Origin of the sequence: Gardnerella sp. KA00243 (assembly GCF_049244105.1) — a bacterium.
Classification (GTDB): Bacteria; Actinomycetota; Actinomycetes; order Actinomycetales; family Bifidobacteriaceae; genus Bifidobacterium; species Bifidobacterium leopoldii.
Window position 1 is genome coordinate 533,383 of the sequence record NZ_CP058375.1, and the last position, 25,189, is coordinate 558,571.

The 25,189-nt window shown below is 42.4% G+C and carries 22 protein-coding genes; 8 read left to right on the forward strand and 14 right to left on the reverse strand.

What is annotated here, in order from left to right:
• Nucleotides 1-58 precede the first annotated feature (58 nt).
• A complete protein-coding gene (locus HXT50_RS02105) occupies nucleotides 59-1,240 on the reverse strand; it encodes a metal ABC transporter substrate-binding protein (RefSeq protein WP_004106533.1) in 1,182 nt (393 codons plus the stop codon).
• Between the two features lie 471 nt (nucleotides 1,241-1,711).
• Here HXT50_RS02105 and HXT50_RS02110 point away from each other — a divergent pair, with 471 nt between their 5' ends.
• The 4 genes from HXT50_RS02110 (at nucleotide 1,712) to HXT50_RS02125 (ending at nucleotide 5,274) form a co-directional block, all read left to right on the forward strand.
• A complete protein-coding gene (locus HXT50_RS02110) occupies nucleotides 1,712-2,842 on the forward strand; it encodes an ADP-dependent NAD(P)H-hydrate dehydratase (protein WP_421776966.1) in 1,131 nt (376 codons plus the stop codon).
• A 98-nt stretch (nucleotides 2,843-2,940) separates the two neighbouring features.
• The gene (locus tag HXT50_RS02115) at nucleotides 2,941-3,591 is read left to right on the forward strand and encodes an HAD family hydrolase (RefSeq protein ID WP_004119121.1); all 651 of its coding nucleotides are present in this window, start codon (nucleotides 2,941-2,943) and stop codon (nucleotides 3,589-3,591) included.
• Nucleotides 3,592-3,773: 182 nt separating this feature from the next.
• Nucleotides 3,774-4,706, forward strand: coding sequence for a LysR family transcriptional regulator (locus HXT50_RS02120; RefSeq protein WP_410294487.1), 933 nt, complete (start codon nucleotides 3,774-3,776; stop codon nucleotides 4,704-4,706).
• Nucleotides 4,707-4,824: 118 nt separating this feature from the next.
• Nucleotides 4,825-5,274: a Panacea domain-containing protein gene (locus HXT50_RS02125; RefSeq protein WP_004106525.1), complete on the forward strand. Its 450-nt coding sequence runs from the start codon at nucleotides 4,825-4,827 to the stop codon at nucleotides 5,272-5,274.
• A gap of 376 nt (nucleotides 5,275-5,650) precedes the next feature.
• Here HXT50_RS02125 and HXT50_RS02130 read toward each other — a convergent pair whose 3' ends face one another.
• Genes HXT50_RS02130 through lepA form a run of 3 tightly spaced genes read right to left on the reverse strand, consistent with a single transcriptional unit; the run spans nucleotide 5,651 to nucleotide 9,363 of the window.
• Nucleotides 5,651-6,106, reverse strand: coding sequence for a hypothetical protein (locus HXT50_RS02130; protein ID WP_004106523.1), 456 nt, complete (start codon nucleotides 6,104-6,106; stop codon nucleotides 5,651-5,653).
• Between the two features lie 57 nt (nucleotides 6,107-6,163).
• Nucleotides 6,164-7,486: a radical SAM family heme chaperone HemW gene (gene hemW, locus HXT50_RS02135; protein WP_004119123.1), complete on the reverse strand. Its 1,323-nt coding sequence runs from the start codon at nucleotides 7,484-7,486 to the stop codon at nucleotides 6,164-6,166.
• On the reverse strand, nucleotides 7,483-9,363 hold the full coding sequence (lepA, locus tag HXT50_RS02140) for a translation elongation factor 4 (RefSeq protein ID WP_032842496.1): 1,881 nt from the start codon (nucleotides 9,361-9,363) through the stop codon (nucleotides 7,483-7,485). The genes hemW and lepA overlap by 4 nt, the downstream gene beginning before the upstream one ends.
• A 722-nt stretch (nucleotides 9,364-10,085) precedes the next feature.
• Here lepA and rpsT point away from each other — a divergent pair.
• Nucleotides 10,086-10,346, forward strand: coding sequence for a 30S ribosomal protein S20 (rpsT, locus tag HXT50_RS02145; RefSeq protein ID WP_004106518.1), 261 nt, complete (start codon nucleotides 10,086-10,088; stop codon nucleotides 10,344-10,346).
• 91 nt (nucleotides 10,347-10,437) lie between these two features.
• Here the strand turns inward: rpsT and HXT50_RS02150 are convergent, their stop codons facing one another.
• The 3 genes from HXT50_RS02150 to HXT50_RS02160 all read right to left on the reverse strand — a co-directional run bounded on the left by HXT50_RS02150 (nucleotide 10,438) and on the right by HXT50_RS02160 (nucleotide 13,367).
• A complete protein-coding gene (locus tag HXT50_RS02150; protein WP_032842495.1) occupies nucleotides 10,438-11,151 on the reverse strand; it encodes a trimeric intracellular cation channel family protein in 714 nt (237 codons plus the stop codon).
• Nucleotides 11,152-11,291: 140 nt separating this feature from the next.
• Nucleotides 11,292-12,461, reverse strand: coding sequence for a branched-chain amino acid aminotransferase (locus tag HXT50_RS02155; protein ID WP_004106516.1), 1,170 nt, complete (start codon nucleotides 12,459-12,461; stop codon nucleotides 11,292-11,294).
• A 279-nt stretch (nucleotides 12,462-12,740) separates the two neighbouring features.
• Nucleotides 12,741-13,367 (reverse strand): 50S ribosomal protein L25/general stress protein Ctc, encoded by a 627-nt coding sequence (locus HXT50_RS02160; protein WP_004106514.1) that lies wholly within the window; start codon nucleotides 13,365-13,367, stop codon nucleotides 12,741-12,743.
• Nucleotides 13,368-13,704: 337 nt separating this feature from the next.
• On the opposite strand from HXT50_RS02160, the gene HXT50_RS02165 reads away from it, so the two are divergent.
• Both HXT50_RS02165 and HXT50_RS02170 read left to right on the forward strand, forming a co-directional pair.
• Nucleotides 13,705-15,753, forward strand: a complete 2,049-nt coding sequence (locus HXT50_RS02165) for an AMP-dependent synthetase/ligase (RefSeq protein ID WP_004106511.1) — start codon at nucleotides 13,705-13,707, stop codon at nucleotides 15,751-15,753.
• 175 nt (nucleotides 15,754-15,928) lie between these two features.
• Nucleotides 15,929-17,317 (forward strand): CAP domain-containing protein, encoded by a 1,389-nt coding sequence (locus tag HXT50_RS02170; protein WP_421776967.1) that lies wholly within the window; start codon nucleotides 15,929-15,931, stop codon nucleotides 17,315-17,317.
• A 190-nt stretch (nucleotides 17,318-17,507) separates the two neighbouring features.
• On the opposite strand, the gene era is transcribed toward HXT50_RS02170, so the two are convergent.
• The 6 genes from era to HXT50_RS02200 form a co-directional block, all read right to left on the reverse strand.
• A complete protein-coding gene (gene era / locus HXT50_RS02175) occupies nucleotides 17,508-18,503 on the reverse strand; it encodes a GTPase Era (RefSeq protein WP_004119093.1) in 996 nt (331 codons plus the stop codon).
• A 70-nt stretch (nucleotides 18,504-18,573) separates the two neighbouring features.
• Nucleotides 18,574-20,082: a hemolysin family protein gene (locus HXT50_RS02180; protein ID WP_004106315.1), complete on the reverse strand. Its 1,509-nt coding sequence runs from the start codon at nucleotides 20,080-20,082 to the stop codon at nucleotides 18,574-18,576.
• 20 nt (nucleotides 20,083-20,102) lie between these two features.
• Nucleotides 20,103-20,663, reverse strand: coding sequence for an rRNA maturation RNase YbeY (ybeY, locus tag HXT50_RS02185; RefSeq protein WP_064340645.1), 561 nt, complete (start codon nucleotides 20,661-20,663; stop codon nucleotides 20,103-20,105).
• A 3-nt stretch (nucleotides 20,664-20,666) separates the two neighbouring features.
• Nucleotides 20,667-21,860 carry a PhoH family protein gene (locus HXT50_RS02190; protein WP_174163857.1) on the reverse strand — a complete coding sequence of 398 codons (1,194 nt, stop codon included), beginning with the start codon at nucleotides 21,858-21,860 and terminating at the stop codon, nucleotides 20,667-20,669.
• A 3-nt stretch (nucleotides 21,861-21,863) separates the two neighbouring features.
• Nucleotides 21,864-22,226 carry a histidine triad nucleotide-binding protein gene (locus tag HXT50_RS02195; protein ID WP_004106318.1) on the reverse strand — a complete coding sequence of 121 codons (363 nt, stop codon included), beginning with the start codon at nucleotides 22,224-22,226 and terminating at the stop codon, nucleotides 21,864-21,866.
• Nucleotides 22,227-22,338: 112 nt separating this feature from the next.
• Nucleotides 22,339-23,136 carry a 16S rRNA (uracil(1498)-N(3))-methyltransferase gene (locus HXT50_RS02200; protein WP_174163855.1) on the reverse strand — a complete coding sequence of 266 codons (798 nt, stop codon included), beginning with the start codon at nucleotides 23,134-23,136 and terminating at the stop codon, nucleotides 22,339-22,341.
• A gap of 94 nt (nucleotides 23,137-23,230) precedes the next feature.
• Between HXT50_RS02200 and HXT50_RS02205 the strand changes: the two genes are divergently transcribed.
• Nucleotides 23,231-24,316 carry a succinate dehydrogenase/fumarate reductase iron-sulfur subunit gene (locus HXT50_RS02205; RefSeq protein WP_004119090.1) on the forward strand — a complete coding sequence of 362 codons (1,086 nt, stop codon included), beginning with the start codon at nucleotides 23,231-23,233 and terminating at the stop codon, nucleotides 24,314-24,316.
• Between the two features lies 1 nt (nucleotide 24,317).
• Here the strand turns inward: HXT50_RS02205 and HXT50_RS02210 are convergent, their stop codons facing one another.
• Complete coding sequence (locus HXT50_RS02210) at nucleotides 24,318-25,124, reverse strand: TIGR00730 family Rossman fold protein (RefSeq protein ID WP_174191566.1); 807 nt, start codon at nucleotides 25,122-25,124, stop codon at nucleotides 24,318-24,320.
• Between the last annotated feature and the right edge of the window lie 65 nt (nucleotides 25,125-25,189).

Sequence of the window (25,189 nt, forward strand, 5' to 3'; positions counted from 1 at the left end):
AAACTTTCGCTATTAAAGTTACTGTTACGATACTATTATTTTTACTGTTATTTATATGTCACTTCTTCAATGCAGTCTTAACTGAATCTGGAAGTTCAGGAACATTACCATTCCAAGCTTTCACCAATGTTTCAACATTGTGAACAATGGAACCGATGTAAGTTTCTCCGGCAGATCCGACTGGTCCAAGCGAATCTCCATAAAGTGCGTCGTCGCCAATAACAGCCTTTACTCCTGCTGCTGCAGCAACAGCCTTGATAGACTTGGAATTGTTAGAATTCTCAGCAAAAATCGCAACAGCTCCGGACTTCTTGACATCTTCTGCAGCTTTCTGAATATGATCTGCAGTAGCATCCTGCTGGCTGTTGAAATCAGAAAGTGCTGCACCAATGAACTTCACATTGTAATCACGAGAGAAGTAACCGAATGCATCGTGAGAAGTGAAGAGAACACGATGCTTTTGTGGCACACTATTCAAAGCTTTAGTTGCCCAAGCATCCAAATCAGTCAAAGACTTAACGAACTTTTCAACATGCTCATCGAAAATAGACTTGCTCTTAGGAAGAGCTTTCCCGAGGAAATAACCGATATTCTTAACCTGAATCATCGTGTTCTTCGTGCTGGTCCAAATATGTGGATCGTACTGGAATTCAGGCTCCTTCTCGCCTTCTTCTGGAGGGAATGGCCACTTTTCAGCATGCACCTTAGCGATACCGCGATCAACCTTGTATGGAAGATCCTTTTCCTTAGCAGCCTCAGCCTTTGAATCCTTGATTTCATCAGCAGTGAGAATACCGGAAGTTACACCCATAGTGCCCTTAAAACCGGTAGCTTTCACAGCTTGATCCAAGAAGTGCTCGAGATCTACACCAGAAACGAGCATCAAATCAGCCTTAGAAAGAGCTTTAGATTGAGCTGGAGTCATTTCATGCTCATGAGCAGAAGCGTTTGGCGCAAGCAAGCAGGTCAAATTAATTGTTGACTTTGCTTTGTCTTGAGGAGCTCCGATTACAGACTTCTTGCCCTGAGAATCAGTCTTATTGAGGCTCAATCCAGATTTTGCGTCAGCAGTTGAAGCGATTTGAGTTACGTAATCGCAAATTTGAGTTGTAGTTGCCACTACATTTACTTGATTGCCCTTCGCCTTATTTTCGGCATTTTTTGCAGAGCCGCAAGCACCCATAGAAGTTGCTAATAATGCAACCGCAGCTGCAGTTGCGAAAATTCGTGAAGTTTTCACACTCGTTCCTTTCGGGAATCTTTAACTGTTATTGCATGGGTTGATTGTGAGAGGTACTCATGAAAGCTATTCATGAAAAAAATAATCATTCGCAATAACGCTTATAGCATAAGAAAAATATGCGTGACGGTCAATAAAAAATGTGAAAAAATATAATTATTTTTGCAAAAATGCGTTTCGCGACTTTTCCATCTGTTATAATGCAAAATTTCAAAAAAGACCGTGCTACTTTCTGCTTTATCTTGCATTAAAAAACGTTAATATACCAACGAAAAAATAAATGTGATTATAACATTTGAACAAATTTATTAATCAGGCATTTTTGTTTATTTTTTACGCAAAACTAGTAGCGACACGCCGTAACACTCACGACACGCAGAATAACAAAAAATTACAAATATTTTCAAAATGTTTACAAATTGTAACAATACATAAGTTTAGACAATAATACACATGTTTAGCCAACTCTGCATGTGCTTAACAGCAATTACACTTAATACTATGTTTGGCAATACAGATGGTATGAATTACATTGCAAAACCCGACAGTTCACGCACTGACGATAAAAACTCTGCAACTAATGAAATATCAGTAGATATTCATCTTGCTTCCACACCATTGAGCACGCCTCACGCAAGCGATAATAAATATTCAAGAGGTGTTCTAGGCGTAATTACCGGTTCAAACGACTATCCCGGAGCAGCAGTGTTAAGTACAAGCGCTGCAATACATGCAAATATTGGAATGGTTCGTTATTCAGGTCCTCTTCGCGCACAAAACTTAGTATTGCAAGCATCGCCTGAGGTAGTAGCATCTGAACAATTAAACGGAAAAATAGACGCAATAACAGTTGGATGCGGCATACCAGACGAAAGCCATTGCAACGACGAAACTGCTTTATCTCAAAGAAAATACATTGCTAGCATACTTGCAAAATACTCCAACGAAAACGACAACAAAAACGAAAACGACAACGCTGAAACGCAATTAAATAACAATCTTCCGCCAATATGCGTAGATGCTGGAGCATTAGACTTACTACCAAAACAAGTTTGCGAAAAAGTAGTTCTCACACCTCATGCAGGAGAATTAAGCTCGCTTTTTACTAGATATGATTTAGAAGTAAGCGCACAACAAATATCTAGCAACCCAACACACTACGCTCAAAAAGCAGCAAATCTTACTGGAGCAACTGTGCTTCTTAAAGGCGCAACAACAGCAGTTGCTTCACCATCATCGCTGCACTCTCCTATTTATATTGCACAATACGCTCCATCTTGGCTAGCAACTGCAGGCTCAGGAGATGTGCTAGCAGGAATTCTAGGAGCATTGCTAGCACAGTACGAAAAAGATAACGAAAACGCCGACAAGAACGACAACGCAAATAACGAAAATTACGCACTTATTGCAGCGAGCGCAGCTGTGATTCATGGAATTTGCGCAGTATTTGCATCACGCAGTAGCGGAGGAAACAATTACACTCAACTAGTGCAAGACATAGTGAAATCAAAGCATGCTTTAACTTTGGAACATCCAATTGTGGCAAGCGACATTATAAATGCATTACCGCATGTTCTTGGGATTCTTATTAATATAAAGTAGCGCGCAGAATAATATCAATAGCGTGCAAAATTAACGCATGAAACAAAATACGCAAATGTAAAATAACGTATGAAACAAAATAGAAGGAGTAGAAACAAATGACTAACGCACAAAATATTGAAATCCATGACGTTATGTTTGACTATTGCAAAGTTCTACTCGAATGGAATTGCCGAAACTGTTTGCAAAAGCAATTCCCGAATTTAGTTGATACTATTTGCCCTAATGGAAGCTTTGGAAAGAACGATTTAGCCGGGTTCTATGAATTTGAGGACCGCATGGATGGCGGCGAGCTTTTGAAAGATCTTATGCCTGAATACGAACGTCGCTTTGGAAGCGAACTTGCTGAAGCTTTCCGTTGGTATTGTGCTCATTATGACCAAGTTTTGACGCGCATGATGCCTGGAATGGTTGATTTATTGCATGATCTGCGTAAAGCTGGATACGGCGTGTGGGGCTTAACGAATTGGTCTAAAGAAACTTTCCCACTTGCTTTACGTAAATTCCCAGAACTTTCTACTCTTTTACAAGGAACTATTATTTCCGGTGTTGAGCATTTGCATAAGCCAGAACCGGAAATTTTTGAACTTGCTATAAGTAGATTTGGATTGAATCCGCAAACAACTGTTTTCTTCGACGACAAACCAGCAAATATTGATGGAGCTCATAGAGTTGGCATGCATGGCTTTGTTTTTACAACCGCAGAGCAGGCGCGTAAGGATTTAGCTTCAGTGGGAGTAAATCTTTAATAATATTGCTTAAATATTTAGCTTATATTACTAAGATCATGTATGAGACTATGGTTATGTGAAACTATGGTTATGGCAACTAAAAATTAAGTTATGCCTATACCTTTTGCTAGATTCGTTAGCGGTTCATTTATGTGATTTTTGATGATTATCGTAACTTTTAGCTCACGAAAGAAGCTCGTATGACTTTGCTACAACTGAAATATATTGTAAAAATCGTTGACTGCGGTTCAATGAACGAAGCAGCACGAGCACTATATATTTCACAACCAGCATTGAGCTCTTCTGTAAAAGAGCTTGAAAGAGAACTTAACATTGAAATTTTCACTAGGTCCACTCAAGGAATTGCATTAACAGCTGATGGAGCGGAATTTTTGACGTACGCTCGACAAGTAATTGAGCAGGCAGATCTTCTTGAAGAACGATACAAAAGTACGAAGCCTCGCCCACAATTATGCAGCGTTGCAACACAACACTATATGTTTGCCGTTGAAGCATTCGTCGATATGATTCGCAGTATTCATTCTGATGAATACGAGTTTTCAATTCGCGAGACACGCACAAAAAATATTATTAAGCAAGTAAGCGATATGCGCGCAGACCTTGGAATTCTTTATCTTTCTGACTACAACAAGGATGTAATCGGCAAGCTGCTTCGTGAAAAACATTTGGAGTTCCACCCGCTTTTCCGTGCAAAATTGCATGTTTTTCTTTCTAGAAACAATCCGCTTGCAGTGCGAAAAAGCTTGAGCTTGGAAGATTTAAAACCGTACCCGTTTATTCAATACGAACAGGGAGAAGAAGGAAGTTTCTTCTTCGCAGAAGAGGCTGTTTGGCCTACTCGCCCACCGAAAAAAATCAACGTTTCTGACCGCGCTACCATTTTAAACTTTATTATTGGGTTGAATGGTTATACTGTTTGCACTGGAATAGATAACGGCGATTTAAACAATGAAAAAATCGTCACTATTCCGCTTGAATGTGATGACACTATGCTTGTTGGCTGGATTACCAACGAGCGCACGAAGCTTTCAAAAGCTTCACTCGCTTATCTTACGCAACTTAAATCTGTGCTTGTAAGACATGGCTACGCGCTTATAGATTCACAAAATTAACGCAAGCCAAAAACTACGCATAATAAAAGTTGTCCACATTTCTTTAATCGAATTGACGCTCACTTTTTCCATTCATAAAATCGCTATTAATTTGTTGCAAAGAAAAAGGAGGTGCGCGGTGGGTATTATTAACGTAGCGGCAAAAATATTGGAAATTATGGGACCAATGACAACTATGAAACTGCAAAAGCTTGTGTATTATTCTCAAGCGCACAGTTTAGCTACAACTGGATTGTCGCTATTTCCGGAAGATTTTGAAGCTTGGACGAACGGTCCAGTTTCATTGGAATTATTTAACAGGCATCGAGGGAGATTCACAATTCGCAAAGAAGAACTACTGATTTCTCTTCCAGAAAGATGCGCAACTTTAGAATATGAGCAGGTGAAGATTATAAAGGAAGTGTGCGCAAAACTTGGAAATCTTACAGGGAATCAGCTCAGCGAAAGAACACATAAAGAAGATCCGTGGATTCGCGCGAGAATCGGCATATCTGCAAATCAAGGCAGCGAGGAAATAATTTCCAAGAAGTCAATGCGAGATTACTACATTAAGCATCCTATTGTGTAAATGCGCGAATGTCCGAAGAGCGCCAACTAGAGACCGTAACGCAGTATGCGCTCGCGCGCTTTGGCCGAGCTTGAAATCAACAGGATTTCAAGCTCTTTCAAAGCGTGATTTGGCATGTGAAGCACGGTGTGCTTCACATGCCAAATCAGCCGAACGGCTACCAATAGCCGTGAGGAATAAGCGCTCGCTTACGAAACTCGCGTTGGAAGTCCACTGGACTTCCAACTTAAGCGAGTTTCCGCTCCGAGTTGCTTTCGCGCGCTACGCTCTAAGCGCGAAAGCAGGTCGGAGCGCACACAAATAATTAAGGCGAGCACGTTGTTATTAGCAAGTGCCCGCCTTAATTATTAAAAACATTCTTATTTTATAAGTACATCTAAATCGCAGTGCCGTGCTCGTCAAGGCGCGGATTCTGCCTAGAATTACTAAAGCTAAAGAACAAGCCAAACACGCCTAATGCAAACAAAACAGAAACTACCACAACAAGCACAATAGGCTGATTAGGAAGCCACATAATCACCAAGAAAGCAAGCGCTGAAAGCAAAATCACAGCCCAGGAAAACACTCCAACAACTTTACGAACAACATTCCAAGTATCATCGCCAACCTGAGATCGCTTAACATTGCGAGCCAATCTCTCCTCCTCAGCTGTCACGTTAGACGTTGGCTTCCAAGGACCAGTTCCCCTCTCTTGAAGTCTTCTAGAGCGTTCTTGTAAATTGTATTCGTCAATCATGCCTCCGCGAGCGCGACCTTTTGTTTCATCATATTGAGAAGGAATCCCTTTGCGGCTCTGCCTTTCCTTCGCGCGACGCTCTTTGCGGTTTGCCATGATTGTTCCTTTCTACATTGAATTTTCTTATATCAAGCATTTATGACACAATACGCATTATTTTAGCACGGTCATACCTTCTTCACACGCGTCAACAATTCTTTCTATTAATAAATCGTTGAGCAGCCTACCTTTGCGTGTTGCGATAATGCGATTTTCGTGCAACACTGCCAAATCTTCCTTACACACTTCGCGTAACACTTTTTGCAAATGTGAATCATCGAACACCTTATTAGTTTCGCGCATTTTTTCGCACAATTGCGAAATATCAAGCCCTTCTTTAATGCGAAGCCCAAGCATTACCTCTTCAATAAGCGCGTCTTCAGCATTTATACACTCGTAGTTTTGCCACGGCACGTTTCCTGCGTTAATAGCATGAGCCCAATGTTTTGGGTGCAAAATATCCCATGAGCGAAGGTTATAAAACTCACTTGTATTAGCTAAAGAAGCACTATCATCCATGCTTTGTTTACTAATGTGATTTGCAGCATTGTAGTGCGAATGTGCTCCAGGACCAATTCCAGCCCAATCAATATTTCGCCAGTAGCCAAGATTATGACGAGACTCAAAACCAGGACGCGCCCAATTAGAAATCTCGTACCATTGTAATCCAGCAGAGTTAAAAAGTTCGTCTGCCAACTCGTATTTTGCGGCTTCATCATCATCATTTGGCGCTTGAATAGTGCCAGCAGCGATTTGACGGCCCATTTTTGTACGCGGCTCTACCGTTAGCGCGTATGCAGAAATATGGTTAACGCCTAGACTTAAAGCCATTTCTACCGACTTTCGCCAATCGTCTAAACTCTCCCCCGGAGCTCCATAAATCAAGTCAACGCTTGAACGCAAGCCACATGCGTTTGCTGCGTTTACACCGCGAGTTACATTTTCTGGAGTATGAGTACGGTCAAGAGTTTTAAGAACATGCGGAACAGCCGATTGCATTCCAAAAGATATTCGAGTAAATCCACCTTCTGCAAGCGTCTCAATATACTTTTCATCTGCAGTATCCGGATTTGCTTCAGTAGTTATTTCCGCTCCAGTTTTCAATCCCCACAAGTTACGTATTTCTTGCAAAATTCGCACTAAGTCGCGCGCTTTAAGAACTGTTGGAGTGCCGCCGCCGAAGAAAACAGATTGCGCTTTAGGCTCGAAAATCCCGTGATATTCCTGCCATTTTTTTACGAGTTGCATTTCACGAATCGCAACATCCGCGTACCCTTCGCGACTTGCTCCCTCTCCTAAATCGCGAGCAGTATACGTATTAAAATCGCAATAACCGCAACGACGCAAACAAAACGGCACATGCACGTACACTTCAAAAGGCATACTTTTAGTTTGCATAGCTGATTTATTTAATTCAGCATCCAACTCTAAACTCATCCCTCGGACTTTTGTGCTGCACGAATCTTATCTTTAGTATCGCGATCGTTTGCGCTCTCGTCTGTAGCTAATGCAGCAACAAACGCTTCTTGAGGAACTTCAACATGGCCGAGCATCTTCATACGCTTCTTACCAGCCTTCTGCTTTTCGAGAAGCTTACGTTTACGCGTAATATCGCCGCCGTAGCATTTAGCGAGCACGTCTTTTCGAAGTGCGCTAATAGTTTCGCGAGCAATAATTCTAGAGCCGATCGCAGCTTGAATTGGAATTTCAAACTGCTGTCGAGGAATAAGTCCACGAAGCTTCTTCGTCATCATAACGCCGTAAGAATAAGCCTTATCGCGGTGCACAATTGCGCTAAAAGCGTCAACCTTATCTCCCTGAATAAGAATATCAACCTTCACAAGATCCGCAGACTGCTCGCCGTCTTCATGGTAGTCGAGAGAAGCGTAGCCTTTTGTGCGACTTTTAAGCTGATCGAAGAAGTCAAAAACGATTTCTGCAAGAGGAATCCTGTAATGCATCTCCACGCGGTCGGCACTAATATATTCCATTGTGCCCATTTCTCCGCGATGTTCCTGACACAAATCCATTACAGCACCAATAAATTCTTTCGGCGTAATAATATCGGCAGCAACCATTGGTTCAATAATGCGCTTAATCTTGCCTTCTGGAAACTCGCTAGGATTCGTTACATGATGCTCTTTACCATCTTCGCTAGTAACGTCATAAGTTACGTTAGGAGCAGTGGAAATAAGATCCAAGCCAAACTCGCGGCTTAAACGCTCGGAAACAATCTCCATATGAAGAAGACCTAAGAATCCGCAACGGAAACCAAAGCCCAACGCAACAGACGTTTCTGGCTCGTAAATAAGAGCAGCATCGTTAAGTTTTAGCTTGTCGAGAGCATCTCGAAGATCTGGGAATTGCGCGTTATCAATTGGGAAAAGACCTGCGTAAACCATAGGTTTAGGATCGCGATAACCATCCAAAGGCTCAGATGCAGGATTTATAGCGCTGGTAATGGTGTCGCCGACTTTAGATTGACTCACGTCTTTTGCGCCTGTAATTACATAGCCTACTTCTCCGGCTCCAAGCGCCTTAGTTGGAGTCATATCTGGGCTAATAACACCGATTTCAATAGGATCGTGCGTCATGCCGATTCCCATCATATGCAACTTTTCGCGCGACTTAAGTTCGCCATCAACCATACGAATATAGGTGACGATTCCGCGATACGAATCGTATACTGAATCAAAAATAAGAGCGCGAGCAGGAGCATCAGGATTTCCGCTTGGGGCTGGAACTTCCAGCACAATTTGATCAAGTAAGTCTTTAACACCTTCGCCGGTTTTACCAGAAACGCGCAACACGTCCTCCGGCTTGCAACCAATTAAACCAGCTATTTCTTCAGCATGCTTATCTGGTTCAGCGCTAGGCAAATCGATTTTGTTAAGAACAGGAATAATCGTTAAATTATGGTCGATTGCCATATAAAGATTAGAAAGAGTTTGCGCTTCAATGCCTTGGGTTGCATCTACCAACAGCACCGCACCTTCGCATGCTGCCAGCGCGCGCGAAACTTCGTAAGTAAAATCGACGTGTCCAGGAGTATCAATCATTCCAAGCGAATACTCTTTGCCTTCAAAAGTCCAAGGAACGCGAACAGCCTGCGATTTAATAGTAATACCGCGCTCTTGCTCAATATCCATGCGATCCAAGAAACGGTCTCGCATTTCACGCTCTGGCACGATTCCTGAAAGTTGTAAAATGCGATCTGCTACAGTGGACTTGCCATGATCTATATGCGCAATAATGCAGAAATTGCGTATCAACGATTGATCCGTAAATCCTGGCTGGTTATGCGGTGTAATCAAAGCAAGCATCTCCTTATTAAATACGCGGATAGTATTAAATTGCGTAAGCTACGCAAGTAATTAATCTTACCAACTCTACTACCCTATTTTATAATATAAATCAATATTTTTAGCACTTATTGAGTTTTGACAATACAAAATAACGCTACGCAAAAAACTAATAGCTTATTTGACTTAATATTCGTCGTTATCAGTTAAGTAAGTATTCACGTGGTAGAGATTTGAGATTTTTCGCACTGAGCGCGGACGCTCGCGCGGGTAACGCGCTTGCTACGAAACTCGCGTTGGAAGTCCACTGGACTTCCAACTTAAGCGAGTTTCCGCTCCGAGTTGCCTTCGCGCGCTAAGCTTTAAGCGCTCAGGCAGGTCGTCGCGCAGAGCCGCAGGCTGCTGATTCGCCAAGCGAAGAAGAAAAATCGAAAAATCTCTGCGATTAACACGGTTATTAAAGATTAAACACGCAGAGTTTGGGGGATTTCTCTACGAGCACTAAAAGAGGACTGAGAAGCTACATTCTTTAAAGAAAGACGAACACACTAAGCTCTTTTAGCAGCCAGAGCGCACGAAGGACGGGACGTGCGAGGAGAGAAATCCCCCAAAACTCGCGCCACATTGAGGAGGAAATCCCAAAACGAACAATAGAAACGAATAACGTTATCTAATAAGCATGATACACTTACTATTTGTATGTCCTTATATAGCAAACGTCGTTTGGAGTAACAGTGGCAAACATTAAGTCGCAGAAAAAGCGTGTTCTCACTAACGAGAAAGCACATAAGCGTAACGTAGCAGTAAAGTCTGCTTTGAAGACCGCTATTCGTGCTACTCGTGAAGCCATCACCGCTGGTGATAAGGCTGCAGCGCAGGCCGCTTTCGCAGTAGCCGCTAAGAAGCTTGACAAGGCTGCAGGTCGTGGCGTGATTCATAAGAATCAGGCTGCAAACCGCAAGTCTGGTCTTGCTGTAGCGATTAACGCTCTGTGAAGTTTGTGCAGATAACTGCATAACACAGCATGTAAGGAAAATCCCCAGTACCAATCGGTGCTGGGGATTATTTTTATCATCGTATGCAATATTAGCGGTGACGACGATTATTAATACGACGAATACGAGGACGTCTAACCTTAATAGGTTCCGTGCGGTTCATTGCTCCAAATAAAGTTAAATCTAGTTTCACAGACAACAAGCGCATTGCAACAACAAGAACAACAATAAGAACATCAAGCAATATTTCAACAGTTAAACCAAAGTAACCTGCATGCTTTGCTTTTACAACAAAAACAGTTAATACACATCCAAGAGCAGCAGGTAAAGCGTACCAATGCTTATCTCGCACAATAACAGGAACTTGGTTCAAAATCATGTCGCGAATCAAACCGCCACCCAATGCAGTTGCCATTCCTAAAAATACTGAAGCCATACCAGACATGTGAAAATCCAAACCTTTTGCTGTGCCATTCACAGCAAACAGACCCAACGCCAAGGCATCAAGCGTAAGCATAAGCCAACGCCATTTATCAATCTCAGGGTGAGCAACAGCCACAATAACACCAGAAAGCAGACCTGTAATAACAAAACCACGATCAGCAATACCAACAGGCGGCAATGCTCCAAGCAACACATCACGAACAATACCGCCACCCAATGCAGTTATCCAAGACGTAGTAATAATCGCAAAAACATCATAATTCTTACGAATAGCCCACATGCCGCCAACCATGCCACAACATCCCATAGCAACATACTCAACTATAAGAAAAAAGACGTTATCCCCTAACGCACCTTCCAAAGCATTTCCCTTCAAATAAATTCGCCAAAACACTACGTGTATAACAAACAAACGCGTTGTACTCTATACGATATCTAAATATAGAGTACAACGCGCCATAAGCAACATTAGATGAGATAATATTAACTAACTTATATAAATTAGTCGCAAACTTTCCACATCCAGTTATGCTTATCTTCGACATCACCGAGCTGAATGCCAAGTAACTCATCGCGCAAAGCCTGAGTTAACTCACCAACGCCACCATCGGCAACCTTAAGATCGAATTCATCGGACTTAAAACGACCAATTGGCGTAATGATTGCAGCAGTACCGCAAGCAAAGACTTCAGTAACCTCGCCAGAACGAATATCGTCAAGCAACCCTTGAAGAGGAATCATGGTTTCAACAACCTTATGTCCTGCTTCCTCAGCAAGCTGAATCAAAGAACGACGCGTAACGCCAGGAAGAATGCTGCCAGTAAGAGATGGAGTTTCCAAATGGCCATCCTTGTGGAGTGCGAACATATTCATGCCACCAAGCTCTTCCAAATATGTCTTAGTTGCAGCATCAACGAAGCACACTTGCTCACAACCATGCTCAATACCCTTGTATTCACCAAGCAAGGAAGCTGCATAATTTCCACCACACTTAGCAAAACCAGTACCACCAGGACCAGTGCGGAACCACTGATCTTCAACCCAAATGCTAACAGGCTTCAAACCACCCTTGAAGTATGGGCCGGATGGAGAAGCAATAACACAGTATTCAACTTCGTGAGCTTCGCGCACACCGAGGAACGGCTCGGAAGCAAACATGAATGGACGCATGTAAAGCGTATACTCTCGACGGCTCGGAACCCATTGCTTGTCTCGCTTTACCAAGGCTGCAACCGATCCAATAAAATCATCAATAGAGAGTTCCGGCAAATACAAACGCTTAGCAGAATTTTGGAAACGAGCAGCATTAATATCTGGGCGGAAAAGCCAAATAGAGCCGTCGGCGCGCTTATAAGCCTTCAAACCTTCAAAGCACTCCTGAGCATAGTGCAACACAGATGCACCTGGATCCATTTTCAATGGACCATAAGGCTCTACACGACGATCAGACCATCCTTCACCTTTAGTCCAAGACATATGAACCATATTGTCGGAGAAAATCTGACCGAAAGCAGGCTTATCAATAAGTTCGTTGCGTTTTGCATCCGAAACTGGATTATCATTCGGCAGAACTTCAAAGTTGCCAGCCAATTTGTTCAACAGAGCTGTATCGCTATGATCATAAGACTCATAAGCGTCAGAAAACTCTGGAGCTACTTCTAAATCAGCCATTATGTCTCTTTTCTATGTGGATTATTTCTACTTGCCTTTTACCGCAATTAACGTATAGATTAATACGATTCTTGTTTTTCGCAAAACTTACACGCCAAAATATCTTAAGAAATATTTCAAAAAATATGCTTTAAAATAAAAATTATTTAGCAAATTTGTTGATTTTATATGAAAAAAGCCGCATAAGAACTGACTTATGCGGCTTAAAATTTTAAACTATTTTATAAGTTATGAATTATAAGTTAATTAGTAATCAAATACATTAACTTATTTTATAACTTACTTTTCTTCTGCAGCTGGAGCGGCAGCAGGAGCAGCATCAGCAGCAGCATCAGCAGCTGGAGCAGCAGCTTCGGCTGTAGCAGCATCTTCAGGAACAGTGACGCTCACCACGGATTCTTCGCCATCCATATCGAGCTCAACACCCTGAGGAAGCTTGACATCCTTAGCAAACACCTTGGTACCGTCGGTCAAACCATCAACGTTAACAACCAAACGCTCTGGCAAGTTAGCAACGTCTGCGCGAACCTTGAGCTCCTGGACATCCACGAATGCAACTGCAGCACCCTTTGGAGTGCCTTCAACGAAGACTGGAACTTCAACGTCAATCTTTTCGCCAGCCTTAACTTCGTAGAAGTCAATGTGTTCTACAATGCGCTTAACAGGGTTACGCTGAACATCCTTAACAACTGCAATGCGAGATTCCTCGCCAAACTTAATAGTGAACAAAGCATTAGCGTGACGCAAAGCCAAAGTGGTCTCGCGCATTGGAAGAGTAACATGCACTGGTTCAGCACCGCCAGCATAAAGGCTTGCTGGAATCAGCTTAGCTACGCGCAAACGACGAGCAACACCCTTACCAAACTCAGTGCGCAATTCGCCTTCAAGAGTAATTTTTGTAGCCATATCGGTCTCCTTATGGTCTGGATAGTTTAGTTTGTTAATCCAGCTTCAGGCGCACCGACGCGCCGAAAACCATAAGAGGCTATCAGCCCAGTCGATAACGGAACTCTGCCAACAAACTAATCACAAGCTAGTGGCATATTCCCTCGCCAAAGCAACTTTGCTATTCTAACGACAGGCTACGACTTATAGCAAATACAAAATTATTACTAATCAAATCGAATATAACTGCTACTTGAGCATACAAACGATTATTATAGTTAATAGTATGTAAGTGCATAGCATGATACTATGATGTGCGCTTAATCCGCAAGCCGTTTGGCATAATGAAGGAGCAAATGTGTCCGTTTTTAATGCACTCCAACAGCAAGCGTTTAATCTTGCCCGTAAAGCATTGCGTATTGGCAGTAACTTCGCGCACCCAGTCAGCGATGACCGTGCAGGCGGACCAGACTACCTTAATACGGATCAAGAAAACACAAATACTTTACTTTCACAAAAACAACGCCTTCCACACGTAGAAGAGTGGGGTGCGCAAATGCCAACAACGACGTTTATCGATCCGGAAACAGGCTTGCTGACCACAAAAACCGAAAGCGCAGCACCTCTTGACGATGGCACAAGCATTTATGACTTATACGCAGATCGCGCAGCACGTATGGGCGACGATCCTCTTTACACTTATAAAGAAAACGATAAGTGGGTCACAAAAACAGCTAATCAGTTCCTTCAAGAAGTACGCGATGCCGCAAAAGGTTTGATGCACTACGGATTGCGCAAAGGCGACGCTGTTGCTTTTATGTGCAAAACATCATACGAGTGGGATGTAACAGACGCAGCAGTTATGGCTTGCGGCGGTGTTCTTGCAACTATTTATGACACGGATTCAGCTGAGCAAATTCGCAATATTGTGAATAATTCCGACTCGCGTTTCCTTATTGTTGAAACAACTGACATGCGAGATAAAGCTGATGGAGCTATTGAAGAATGCCCAAGTTTGGAACGCATTATTTGCATTGAAACAGGCGGTTTAGCAGAACTTCAAGCTTTCGGATACGCTGTTAGCGATGAGGAACTAGATGCTCGCATTGATTCTGTAAAGAAAACAGACTTGTGCTCTATTGTTTACACTTCTGGCTCCACAGCTGCACCTAAAGGTGTGGAAATGACTCACGAACACTATTGCACTACAGCGTTGAATTTGCCTGTTTACTTGCCGAATTTGCTTAGCGAAAAAGACGGCTCTGTGCTTCTGTTCCTTCCTCAAGCACACTCTTTTGCAAGAGCAATTAACTATATTGTTGTTGCAAGTACGTTGCGCATTTATATTGCTCAAGGTATTCCTACTTTGATTTCCGATTTGCAAGTTGCAAAACCTACGGTTATGATTGTTGTCCCTCGAGTTCTTGAGAAGGTTTATAACGCAGCTTCGCAGAAGGCTGGTCACGGTGCTAAAGGCTTGGCTTTCCAGGGTGCTGTTGTGACGGCTCAACAGTATATGAAGGAAGTTCAGGAATTTGGTGACGCTAAGGCTCTTACTAAAGCTCGCCGCACTGCTTACGATCCGCTTGTTTATCGTCCACTTCGCCAAGCTCTTGGCGGTCGCGCACGCTGGATTGTTGCAGGTGGAGCTCCTCTAGATCCTGAATTGCTTTCATTCTTCCGCGGAGCAGGAGTTCCTGTCTACGAAGGTTATGGTCTTACAGAAACTACTGCACCATGCGCGTTTACTCCTATTGGAGTTCCATTCCGAGAAGGTTCTGTTGGCATTGCATTCCCAGCTTTTACTTTGCGAATCGCATCCGACGGAGAAGTGCAAATTAAAGGCACTTGCGTATTCCATAAGTATCACAAAAACGATGAAGCAACAGAAACTTCATTTACTAAAGACGGATGGTATGCAACAGGCGATTTGGGACGAATTGACGACGATGGCATGCTTTATATTACCGGACGTAAGAAGGATTTGATTATTACTGCTGGCGGTAAGAATGTTGCTCCTGGACCTATTGAAGAGATGATTAAGAGATGCGAACTTGTGTCCCAGGCTCTCGTTCTTGGAGATAAGCGTCCGTTTATTTCTGCACTTGTTACTTTAGACGAAGAAACTTTACGAAATTGGCTTAAACTCAAGGGTCTTGACGCTACTATGAGCATGGAAGAGGCTGCTAATAATGCTGTCGTTCGTGCTGAAGTGCAAAAATTTATAGATCTTGCCAATGAAGGCGTGTCACGCGCAGAATCTGTGCGAAAGTTCATTATTTTGCCAGAAGAGTTTACGCAAGAAAACGGCTTAATGACTGCGTCTATGAAGATTATTCGTCCACGAGTTATTAAGCGCTACACTACTTTACTTAATACACAAATGTATACGACGCGCAAAAAGTAGTTTGTTTAAATTAACTCAGCTGAACGCACACAATTTACCCCGTATTTGGAAAGTTAATATATTTAACTCTACAAATGCGGGGTAAATTGCATAAAAAATACACATTTAAAATGTTTCACATACTTATTAAAATTATGCGTGCAAGGGAATTTTTCCTACAAGAAAGAGAACAATTATGAATAAAAACAAAACTATAAAATCTGAAAGAAAAGTTTATTCAAATACTTTTTCTAAGAAACTTACTGCCGCAAGCGTAGCGGTAATTTTAACTGGGGCTTCTATCTCAATGTTTGCAGTTACTGCCAATAGTGCATATGCAAACGAAACTGATTTAAAACAACCTACTGTTCTCATTCCTAACAATAAAGTCACTTACAATGTAGCATCAGCTCCACTAACAAAAGGCGCAACAACTTCACAAAGCAGTGTAGAAAAGACTGCCGCAGGTCTTTTTAGATTTGCAATGAACGATCCTTCTCTTACTGCGGCACAGCGCGAAGATGCTCGCAAAGCTTACGAAACTTTGACCGGACAATTAAATAAGCCAAGCTGGTACGACTCAAAGGTGACTTTAGGAAAAGGAGATATTTACCCAGATTCTCTTTCTCGCTTAAGCAAAGCAATATCTTATATGCAAGCAATTAATGCTTATCGCCAAAGCATAGGATTAAGTCCTATGGGCGTAAGCCTCCAATTAACCGCTGATGCAATTAACGATGCATTCTATTCTGCAAACTACATCGGTCATGCTCGTCACTATAATACTTATGAAAATTTGGCTTGGGCTGATTACGGCGATGGTTCATACACCGGTGGCACAACACCTGAAACAATGACTGGCGCAATGAAGCAGTGGATTACAGACGAAAAGAAAGTTTACGACGAATACAAGTCACGTGGACAAGAGGCTCCAGAAGGCGAAGTTGGTCACTATTTGAACTTCATTAACGGCTCACTTGGTTCAATGGGATTCACTACTGGAAACATTAGTAATGAGTACGGTAGCATTGCAGCATGGGATGCTTCAACAGAAAGCGCTCCTTTCACAATCGAACAATACAAACAACTTATTGACAGGTACATCAATGGTAATGGTGGATCTTCCAGCCAAACACCAACACCGTCAGTTCCTGACCACACGGTGCCGTCAGATCCTGAAGTAGATCATACTGTTACACCAGATGTTATGCCAAATATCAATATTCCAGAAGAATATCCAAGCTTTAGCCATTCCGATTACAATATTGGTGTAGGAGATATCAATTCTTCTAACTTCGGCTTAGGAGACTTCAACTTCGGCTTAGGCAACACCACCGACTTCAGCGGAACCAACATCGGAGACTTCAACTTCGGCTTAGGCAACACCACCGACTTCAGCGGAACCAACATCGGAGACTTCAACTTCGGCTTAGGCAACACCACCGACTTCAGCGGAACCAACATCGGAGACTCTAGCTTGGGAGACTTCAACTTCGGAGACTTAAACGGCTCCAACGCTTCAACTACTTTACCTGCATCTAGCACTACGGATACCCCTGTAGTTGATCCTGACACACTTCTGTAAGAAGCTGAAATCTAATTAACAAACAAAAATGAAGTGACGCAGCGGCATTCACCGTTGCGTCACTTTTTATTACAACTTATTTGCAAAGAATTGTGTTTTCAACTTGAGTAAGGTTACTCTCATAATCACTTCCACAGAAACCATTATTACTTATTAAGTAGATTGTCACAAAATAAGTAAATATGCTCTACTAGAACCCCAAACGCTCAAGCTTCTTAGGATCGCTCTGCCATCCTTTTGCAACCTTCACATGCAATTCAAGCACAGCTTTTGTGCCAGTAATACGATTTACAGCCGTGCGCAAACGCTTCTTTACGCGCACTAAATGCTCCGCACGATGGCCAATAATAATCGGCTTTTGAGAATCACGCTCAACATAAACAGATACAAGCACATGCGCTTTATTGTCGTCGTATTGAGTATCCTCTCCACCGCCCGGATACACAATATCGTCAACTACAACAGCTAAAGAATGAGGCAACTCGTCGTCCAACTCTTCCAAAAATGCGCCGCGAATAAGCTCCGAAATCATGCTTTCTGGGCTTTCCTCACTAAGCTGATCCGCCGGATACATTTGCGGACCTTCAGGCAAGTTTTGAATCAAAACATTCTTAACTTCGTCAACATTGTCGCGTTCCAACGCACTAACCGGCACGATATCCGTAAAATCAGCAAACTGTTGTATTTGAAGCAAATGCTCAACTAACTCGCTGCGGCTAAGCGTATCAATTTTCGTAACAATACCGATAAGCGGAACTTTCCAAGTCCAATTGCCCTTCTCATCTTTTTTAGCAAAATCAGAACGAAGTCGACTCAGAATTCGCCTATCCCCAGGACCAATCTCCTGGTCTGCTGGAAGCAAAAATGCAATCGCGTCAACATCTGAAAGTGACTCGTCAACAATATCGTTCAAACGCTGACCAAGAAGCGTACGAGGACGGTGAATACCTGGAGTATCAACCAACACCATTTGTGCATTATCGGTAGTAACAATCCCTCGAATAGCTTTACGCGTAGTTTCCGGACGAGACGACGCAATAGCAATTTGCGTACCAATAAGAGCATTCATAAGCGTAGACTTACCAACGTTTGGTCTACCAACTACAGCTACGAAACCGGAACGATAACCGTGAAAATCAGGAGTAGAAATCGTTGCGCGAGTTGAAGCGTCTAGATTTGCAAACATCTCGTCGTCGAAGTCATCAGTGTCGTCGAAGTTGTTAATATTATTCACGTTATTCTTACCGTCCAGTTCTTTATTTCAGCATATTCGTTTGTTTCATAGTACTAGCTTGCTTCAAAGCATTGGTTTGTTTGCTTTCAGCAGATTTTTCGGAAGAGCTAATGTCATTTTGATTATCCTTAGAATCCTTAGACTCTTCCAAAACTTGTGCATCTCGTTCTACTAAAATAGTAGATACTTTCTTTCGCCTACCAGCTGAATCTACAGCAGTTAATTTTAGTCCTCTTGTAACAGCGCTGGAACCAACAATCGGCACATTACCAATCAACTTCGTAAGCAAACCAAACACAGTATCCACATCGTCTTCGTCAATATGAACTTCAAAAATATCTTCCAAATCTGCGATTGACGTTCGAGCAGGCATCTTCCACACGCCGTCACGTATTTCTTCTGGATCTGCATGCTGAGTGCGATCGTGCTCATCTTCCAACTCGCCAACAATTTGCTCAATAGCATCCTCAATAGTAACCAAGCCTGCAATACCGCCGTATTCGTCAACCACTACTGCCACATGCTGGCGAATTCGTTGCATTTCATGGAATAAATCGTCAACCGGCTTCGACTCAGGAACAAGCATAGGGTCTCGGCTAATTGTTTCAACTGCTCTAGAAGATGCTGCAGGATTAAACACAGTAGCGCGTACAGCATCCTTCAAATAAGCAACACCTACTAAATCATCTACAGAATCTCCAATAACGGGAACTCGAGAAAATCCTGAACGAGAGCATAATTTAAGGAAATTTTCCAGCGTTTCGTCACTTTTTACGCAAATCATATCGGTTCTAGGTACCATTATTTCGCGAGTCAAAGTATCTGAAAGCGTGAGCACATTGCGCATCATTTCCGAAACTTCCGGATCGAAATCATTCGCTTCAACAAGTCGATCAATACTCGCCTTTGCTTGATCTAGCTGAATATCTTCCAAAGCTTCATCATCTGAAAGATCAACATGCTTTTTCCTAGAAGTGACGTCAACATCGCTAGCAATATGCACTAAAGGATTAATCGCAATAGCAATAGACACAATGCGAGAAAGTCGCATCAACTTTGCTACAGGTTGAGCCGCACCAACTGAACGTGGACGAACAAGAATAGAAATCACAGCTACAGCTACTGAAACAACAACACCAATAATAAGAGTTACCCATAAAGGCGAGCCGAAAAATGCAGCTAAAGAAGCAAACAAAACTCCATCTAAAACGTTACATAGCACACGCACAAAAGCGCATGCTCCAGAAGTTGTATAACGGTCAGCAATCAGTTTTTTTACACGATGGATTCTAGCAATTCGACGCATACGCACTATGGCACTAGTTTCATCATCATGCGTTTGTGCTTCAATCATAAGATTATTTAAGCTTGCACGAGTAACTCTAGGCACTGCACCTTCTGCAGCAGCCATAGCAAGCGAAAGCCATACAAGCAGCATTGCCAGCACAAGCAATGCAGCTAAGCCAATCCAGATATGCAACGGCAATTGCGGAACTGATATGCTAGAAAATATTTGCTTAATATATTCCATAATTATGCTCTTAATGCGCTTTAATGCTGTTTTTTATTTTTATTTTTGACGCTACTCGCTTCATGCTCAGCATCGTAACGCTCAAGCTCGTTTACTGCACCTTCTGGCAAAGTTGCATCATACAATTCTCCAGATCGAGCAGCGAAAAAAGTAAGCATTAGTTGACGTTGCAAACCAAACATTTGCTTTTCTTCTTCCGGAGTAGTGTGATCGTAGCCAAGCAAATGCAAAATGCCGTGAATAGTTAGCAACAACATTTCTTCCATAGTACTATGCCCAGCTGCGAGCGCCTGCTGTTGAGCAACCCATGGGCAAATCACCAAGTCGCCAAGCATTCCTTCAGAAACTTTTTCATCGCTTCCAGGAGTAAGCTCGTCCATTGGGAAACTCATAACATCCGTTGGGCCTTCTAGGTTCATCCAACGTTCATGTAAACAGGCAATTGGCTCTGGATCAACAAAAGTAATCGATAAATCCGAATGCGTACTTACTTTCATTTGTTGAAGAACCCACATTCCAAGATCTGAGAAGATTTTAGCGTCAATATTCCACACTGTTTCATTCATGACTTCAATGCTCATGATTTATCCGTTATTCCTCTCAGTAGATTCTTTAGTACGTTCACGTTTTTTACGCTCAAGCATTGCATCGTAATTTTCGTATGCTTCCACAATACGACCAACCAAAGCATGACGCACAACGTCTTCTGCTTGCAAATGCACAAAAGCAATATCTTTAACTTCGCCCAAAATCTTCTCAATAGAAACAAGACCAGAACGCACAACTGCTAAATCAACCTGCGTGCTATCTCCTGTAATCACCATGGTTGTATTAAAACCGAGTCGAGTTAGGAACATTTTTAATTGTTGAACAGTCGCATTTTGCGCTTCATCAAGAATAACAAAAGCATCGTTTAATGTGCGACCTCGCATATAAGCAAGAGGAGCAACTTCAACAACATTCTCGTCAAGATAGCGTTTTAGTTGTGCAGATCCAAGCATATCAGAAAGCGCATCATAGAGTGGGCGCAAATATGGATCAACTTTATCGTTTAAAGTGCCAGGCAAGAATCCTAAGTTTTCGCCAGCTTCAACAGCAGGACGAGTAAGAACAATTCTGCGAACTCTTCCATCTTCCAATGCACGAACAGCTTTAGCAACTGCTAAATACGTTTTTCCAGTACCAGCAGGACCAATTCCAAACGTTACAATATTGCAATCCATTGCTTGCACGTACGCTGTTTGCCCAGCAGTTTTTGCACGAACAGGATTTCCTCCAGCAAACGTGATCACGCCTTTACTCATTCGAGCTCTTCTGCTCATAGCACGGCGATGCGCTTCTTCGCTAGAAGGCAACAGCTCACTTGAATCTCTTGAAAACTCATTTTCAGCGCGCGAAACAGGATTATTAATTGCATAGGATGAAGAAATAATACTATTTCCAAGCACTCCACCATCATGACCGATACGGTTTATGCGCACATTGTGTTCATCGTTATGCAAAATATCACGCTCAAGCATGCGTCTTACTTCGTATGCATCCATAGGTTGTTCGTAAGCTGCATCAATCATGCGCCTAAACGCATACTCAGCTTTAGCTGCATCTTCATCTGCTCTAGCTGAACGAGCAACAATTTGAACATCTTTGCCTCGCACAGTAATATCTGCTTCTGGAAAAGCATGTTCTACTTCACGCAAACCAGCATCTGCAGCACCTAAAACTGCAACCGAGCTTAATTCGCTAGGAATTTGCACAAAACGCGTAGTACTTTTCGTCACGATTTACAAGCTACCTTCTACAAGTTTTTCACCAGTCAATACGTGAGCATGAACATGAAACACTGTTTGACCAGCATCAATACCAGTATTAAATACGAGTCGATAATCACCGTTGAATTCATCATCAGCAATTTTTTGTGCGACACCAGCAATATGAGCCAAAGTTTCAGGAGCTTTACTAGCAAGCTCAGCAACATTCTTATAGTGATTGCGCGGCACAATCAGCACATGCACTTTTGCTTGCGGATTAATATCTTTAAAAGCAACTACCGAATCGTCTTCATAAACTCTGCTGCTCGGTATTTCTCCAGCAACAATTTTACAAAAAATGCAATCAGCATCAGTATTGTAAGTAATATCACTCATGGTTTCTCCCCTATTTGCTACTAAATGAAATCAATGCCTTAAGCCAAAAGCAATCGACACTCTTCTTATTATTTTACACAATTATGAGCACTTTTAGATACGATTTATGCGATTATTCGTAACGTCCTAAAGCACGCGAAAGAAGAGAAAGAGCTACAGGTCCTGCAGTAGATGCGCGAAGAATATTACTGCCTAAAACGCAGCTTTTAGCACCAGCATCAATAAACATTGACACTTCATCGTCACTAATACCACCTTCTGGCCCAACTAAAACGTAAATAGTACGCTCTTTACCATCCTCCAAACAGCGCTCGCTAAGAGTATTTACTGCTTGTTCTATTTGATTCCAGCAATCAGTTGCGTCTTGATGCAATACAATTACGAGATTTCCGTAAACGCACGCACGCCTACATATTGCAACTATTTGCTTGCTCGAAACACATTCTTGAAGTTCAGGCATCCATGCACGACGAGATTGCTCTGTGGCAGACTGTAAAACTTGGCTCCAACGCTTATCTGTGCGACCAGGTTTCCACTTTGCAATTGAACGATCCGCGCACCAAGGGATTACTTCATCCACGCCAATTTGCGTAGCCATATCAATTGCTTGCTCATCGTGCCCTGTTTTTGCCAAAGCTTGAACAAGTGCAAGTCTAGTCATTCGCGGAGCTTCCCTAGTAAACGCTTCTACACGAACTAAGCCATTTTCAACATCCGTCACCTTTGCATGAATGCGCAAGCCTTTGCCGTCAGAAAGTTGCAAAGCATCGCCTTCTAATAGTCGCATGGCAGATATAGCGTGACGTTTTACTTGAGATGGAAGCGCAATCGTCCACCCTTCTTCGATTCCTTCTGCAAGCACAGGAGCATTATCGTGATCAGTATCAAGCAAAAATAAAGCGTCAGTCATAGTTCAAGCCTAACGTGAGGATGCGCCAAGTACTAAAAAATGTTTCTGTGCAAGTATTGTGGCAAACTAGAACAGTACGTATTGGAGGTTTGCAATGAGTAATGAGCTTGGTGATAACACTGCGCTTGTTACTTTGCGTATTTCACGCTTTACTCCATGTAATAAATCTGAAGATGATGCAAACAGTAAACAGACAGAGCGCAAGCGCAGAGAAAGTCCTTTTGCGCGCAGAAAGCGCAGTAATCCTTTCGCAAAACTAGATTCTTCAGAAAATAACATAAATAATTCTTCCGAATCTAGTGAATCCAGAATATCTAGTGAATCCGGTGAATCTTACGAATCTTCTCCAAAACGCATTCAAGGTAAGCATTGGGTTCAAGATTACAGTTTACGCGTTCATTCTACTGACACTATTCTTGACTGTTTACTGACTATTAAACGCACAATCGACCCAACTTTAGCTTTCCGCTACTCATGCGGTCACGGCGTTTGCGGTTCCGACGCTGCAAACGTAAATGGCATGCCAACCTTACTATGCAGTGCAACTATTGGTGCAAACGCACGTCCTGAAAGCACAAATAGCGTGCAATCTCGAGGCTTTAGAAAAACTGGCACTACTAGCAGCTCCTCACAGTCGACAAAATCGCCAACTTTACAGCAAAAATCTAAAGAGACTACCACTTTGCAAAATGGCACTTTTGGTGTTATTGAGCTTGCTCCACTTTCAGGATTTGCAGTTCAACGAGATCTTATTTGCGATATTTCGCCTATGATTTCGCAAATAAAACGCTTAGAACCTTATTTGCAGGCATCTAACGTTTCTACGAGAAATACTGAAGGGAAACTCCAGCTTATTGAGTTTTTGCAACATCCTGAGGAACTTAAAAAATTTGAGCTTTTGAGCAATTGCATTATGTGCGGTGCTTGCGAAGGAATTTGCCCAATTTATGCAGGCGGAGAAGCCTTTATTGGGCCTGCAGCATTGGTTAACGCGGCTCGTTTTATTTACGATTCCAGAGACAATGCAACAGAGCATCGCCTTGATCTAATAGACAGCAGTGACGGTATTAGCGCATGCCAGTCAGTTAGAGCATGTTCAAGACAGTGCCCTCGCGGAATTGATATTGGCGAAGAAATTTGGCAGCTTACAACGCTTGTAAACGAGCGCAAAAACTCTTAGATTATTCAATTCCAGATGCTATGCGCACTGCCTCTATTGGGTCGTCTGTGACAGCAAATAAGTGCGGATCGAGTGAAGAAATAAAACCTCGTTGAGTTACTGTAGACTTCAGCCAGTCAATCAAACCATTCCAATACGAAGTACCGAAAAGAACAACAGGCACGCGCGCAACTTTATGCGTTTGCACTAAAGTCAAAGCTTCAAACATTTCATCCATCGTGCCAAAACCGCCAGGGCACACAATAATTCCAGAAGAATACTTCATAAACATTGTTTTACGCACGAAAAAATACCGAAATTGCATGCCAAGATTAATCCACTTATTCAAACCCTGCTCATGAGGAAGCTCAATCCCCAATCCTACAGACGTACCACCAGCTTCTGCAGCTCCACGGTTTGCAGCTTCCATAATTCCAGGACCGCCACCTGTAATAACAGCAAAACCGCGTTTTACAAGCTCTGAACCCATAGTACGAGCTAAAGAATACTCAGGATCATCTTCTTTTATTCGAGCAGAACCAAAAATACTAACAGCTTTACCTAACGATGCGAGCGCGTCAAAACCATCAACAAACTCAGCTTGAATACGAAGCGCACGCCATGGATCCGCGCTACGCCAATCCCATCTCTTATCTACTTCTACACCAACTCCAGAAACAAGCTGCTGATTGTTATCGTTACGAAGAAGCGTCTCTGTAGTGCTCTCCTTAGGAATCATAGAACCGCGCATCACAACAGAACCACGATGATACGTGTTATTCCAAGGTGGAACATCTACTGAAAAATCTTCTTTATTACTATTAAACATGATTTCTCCTAGAAATTTACTTTCAAATATATTGAAAATAATAATTAAAACTAGTCTTCAACTTC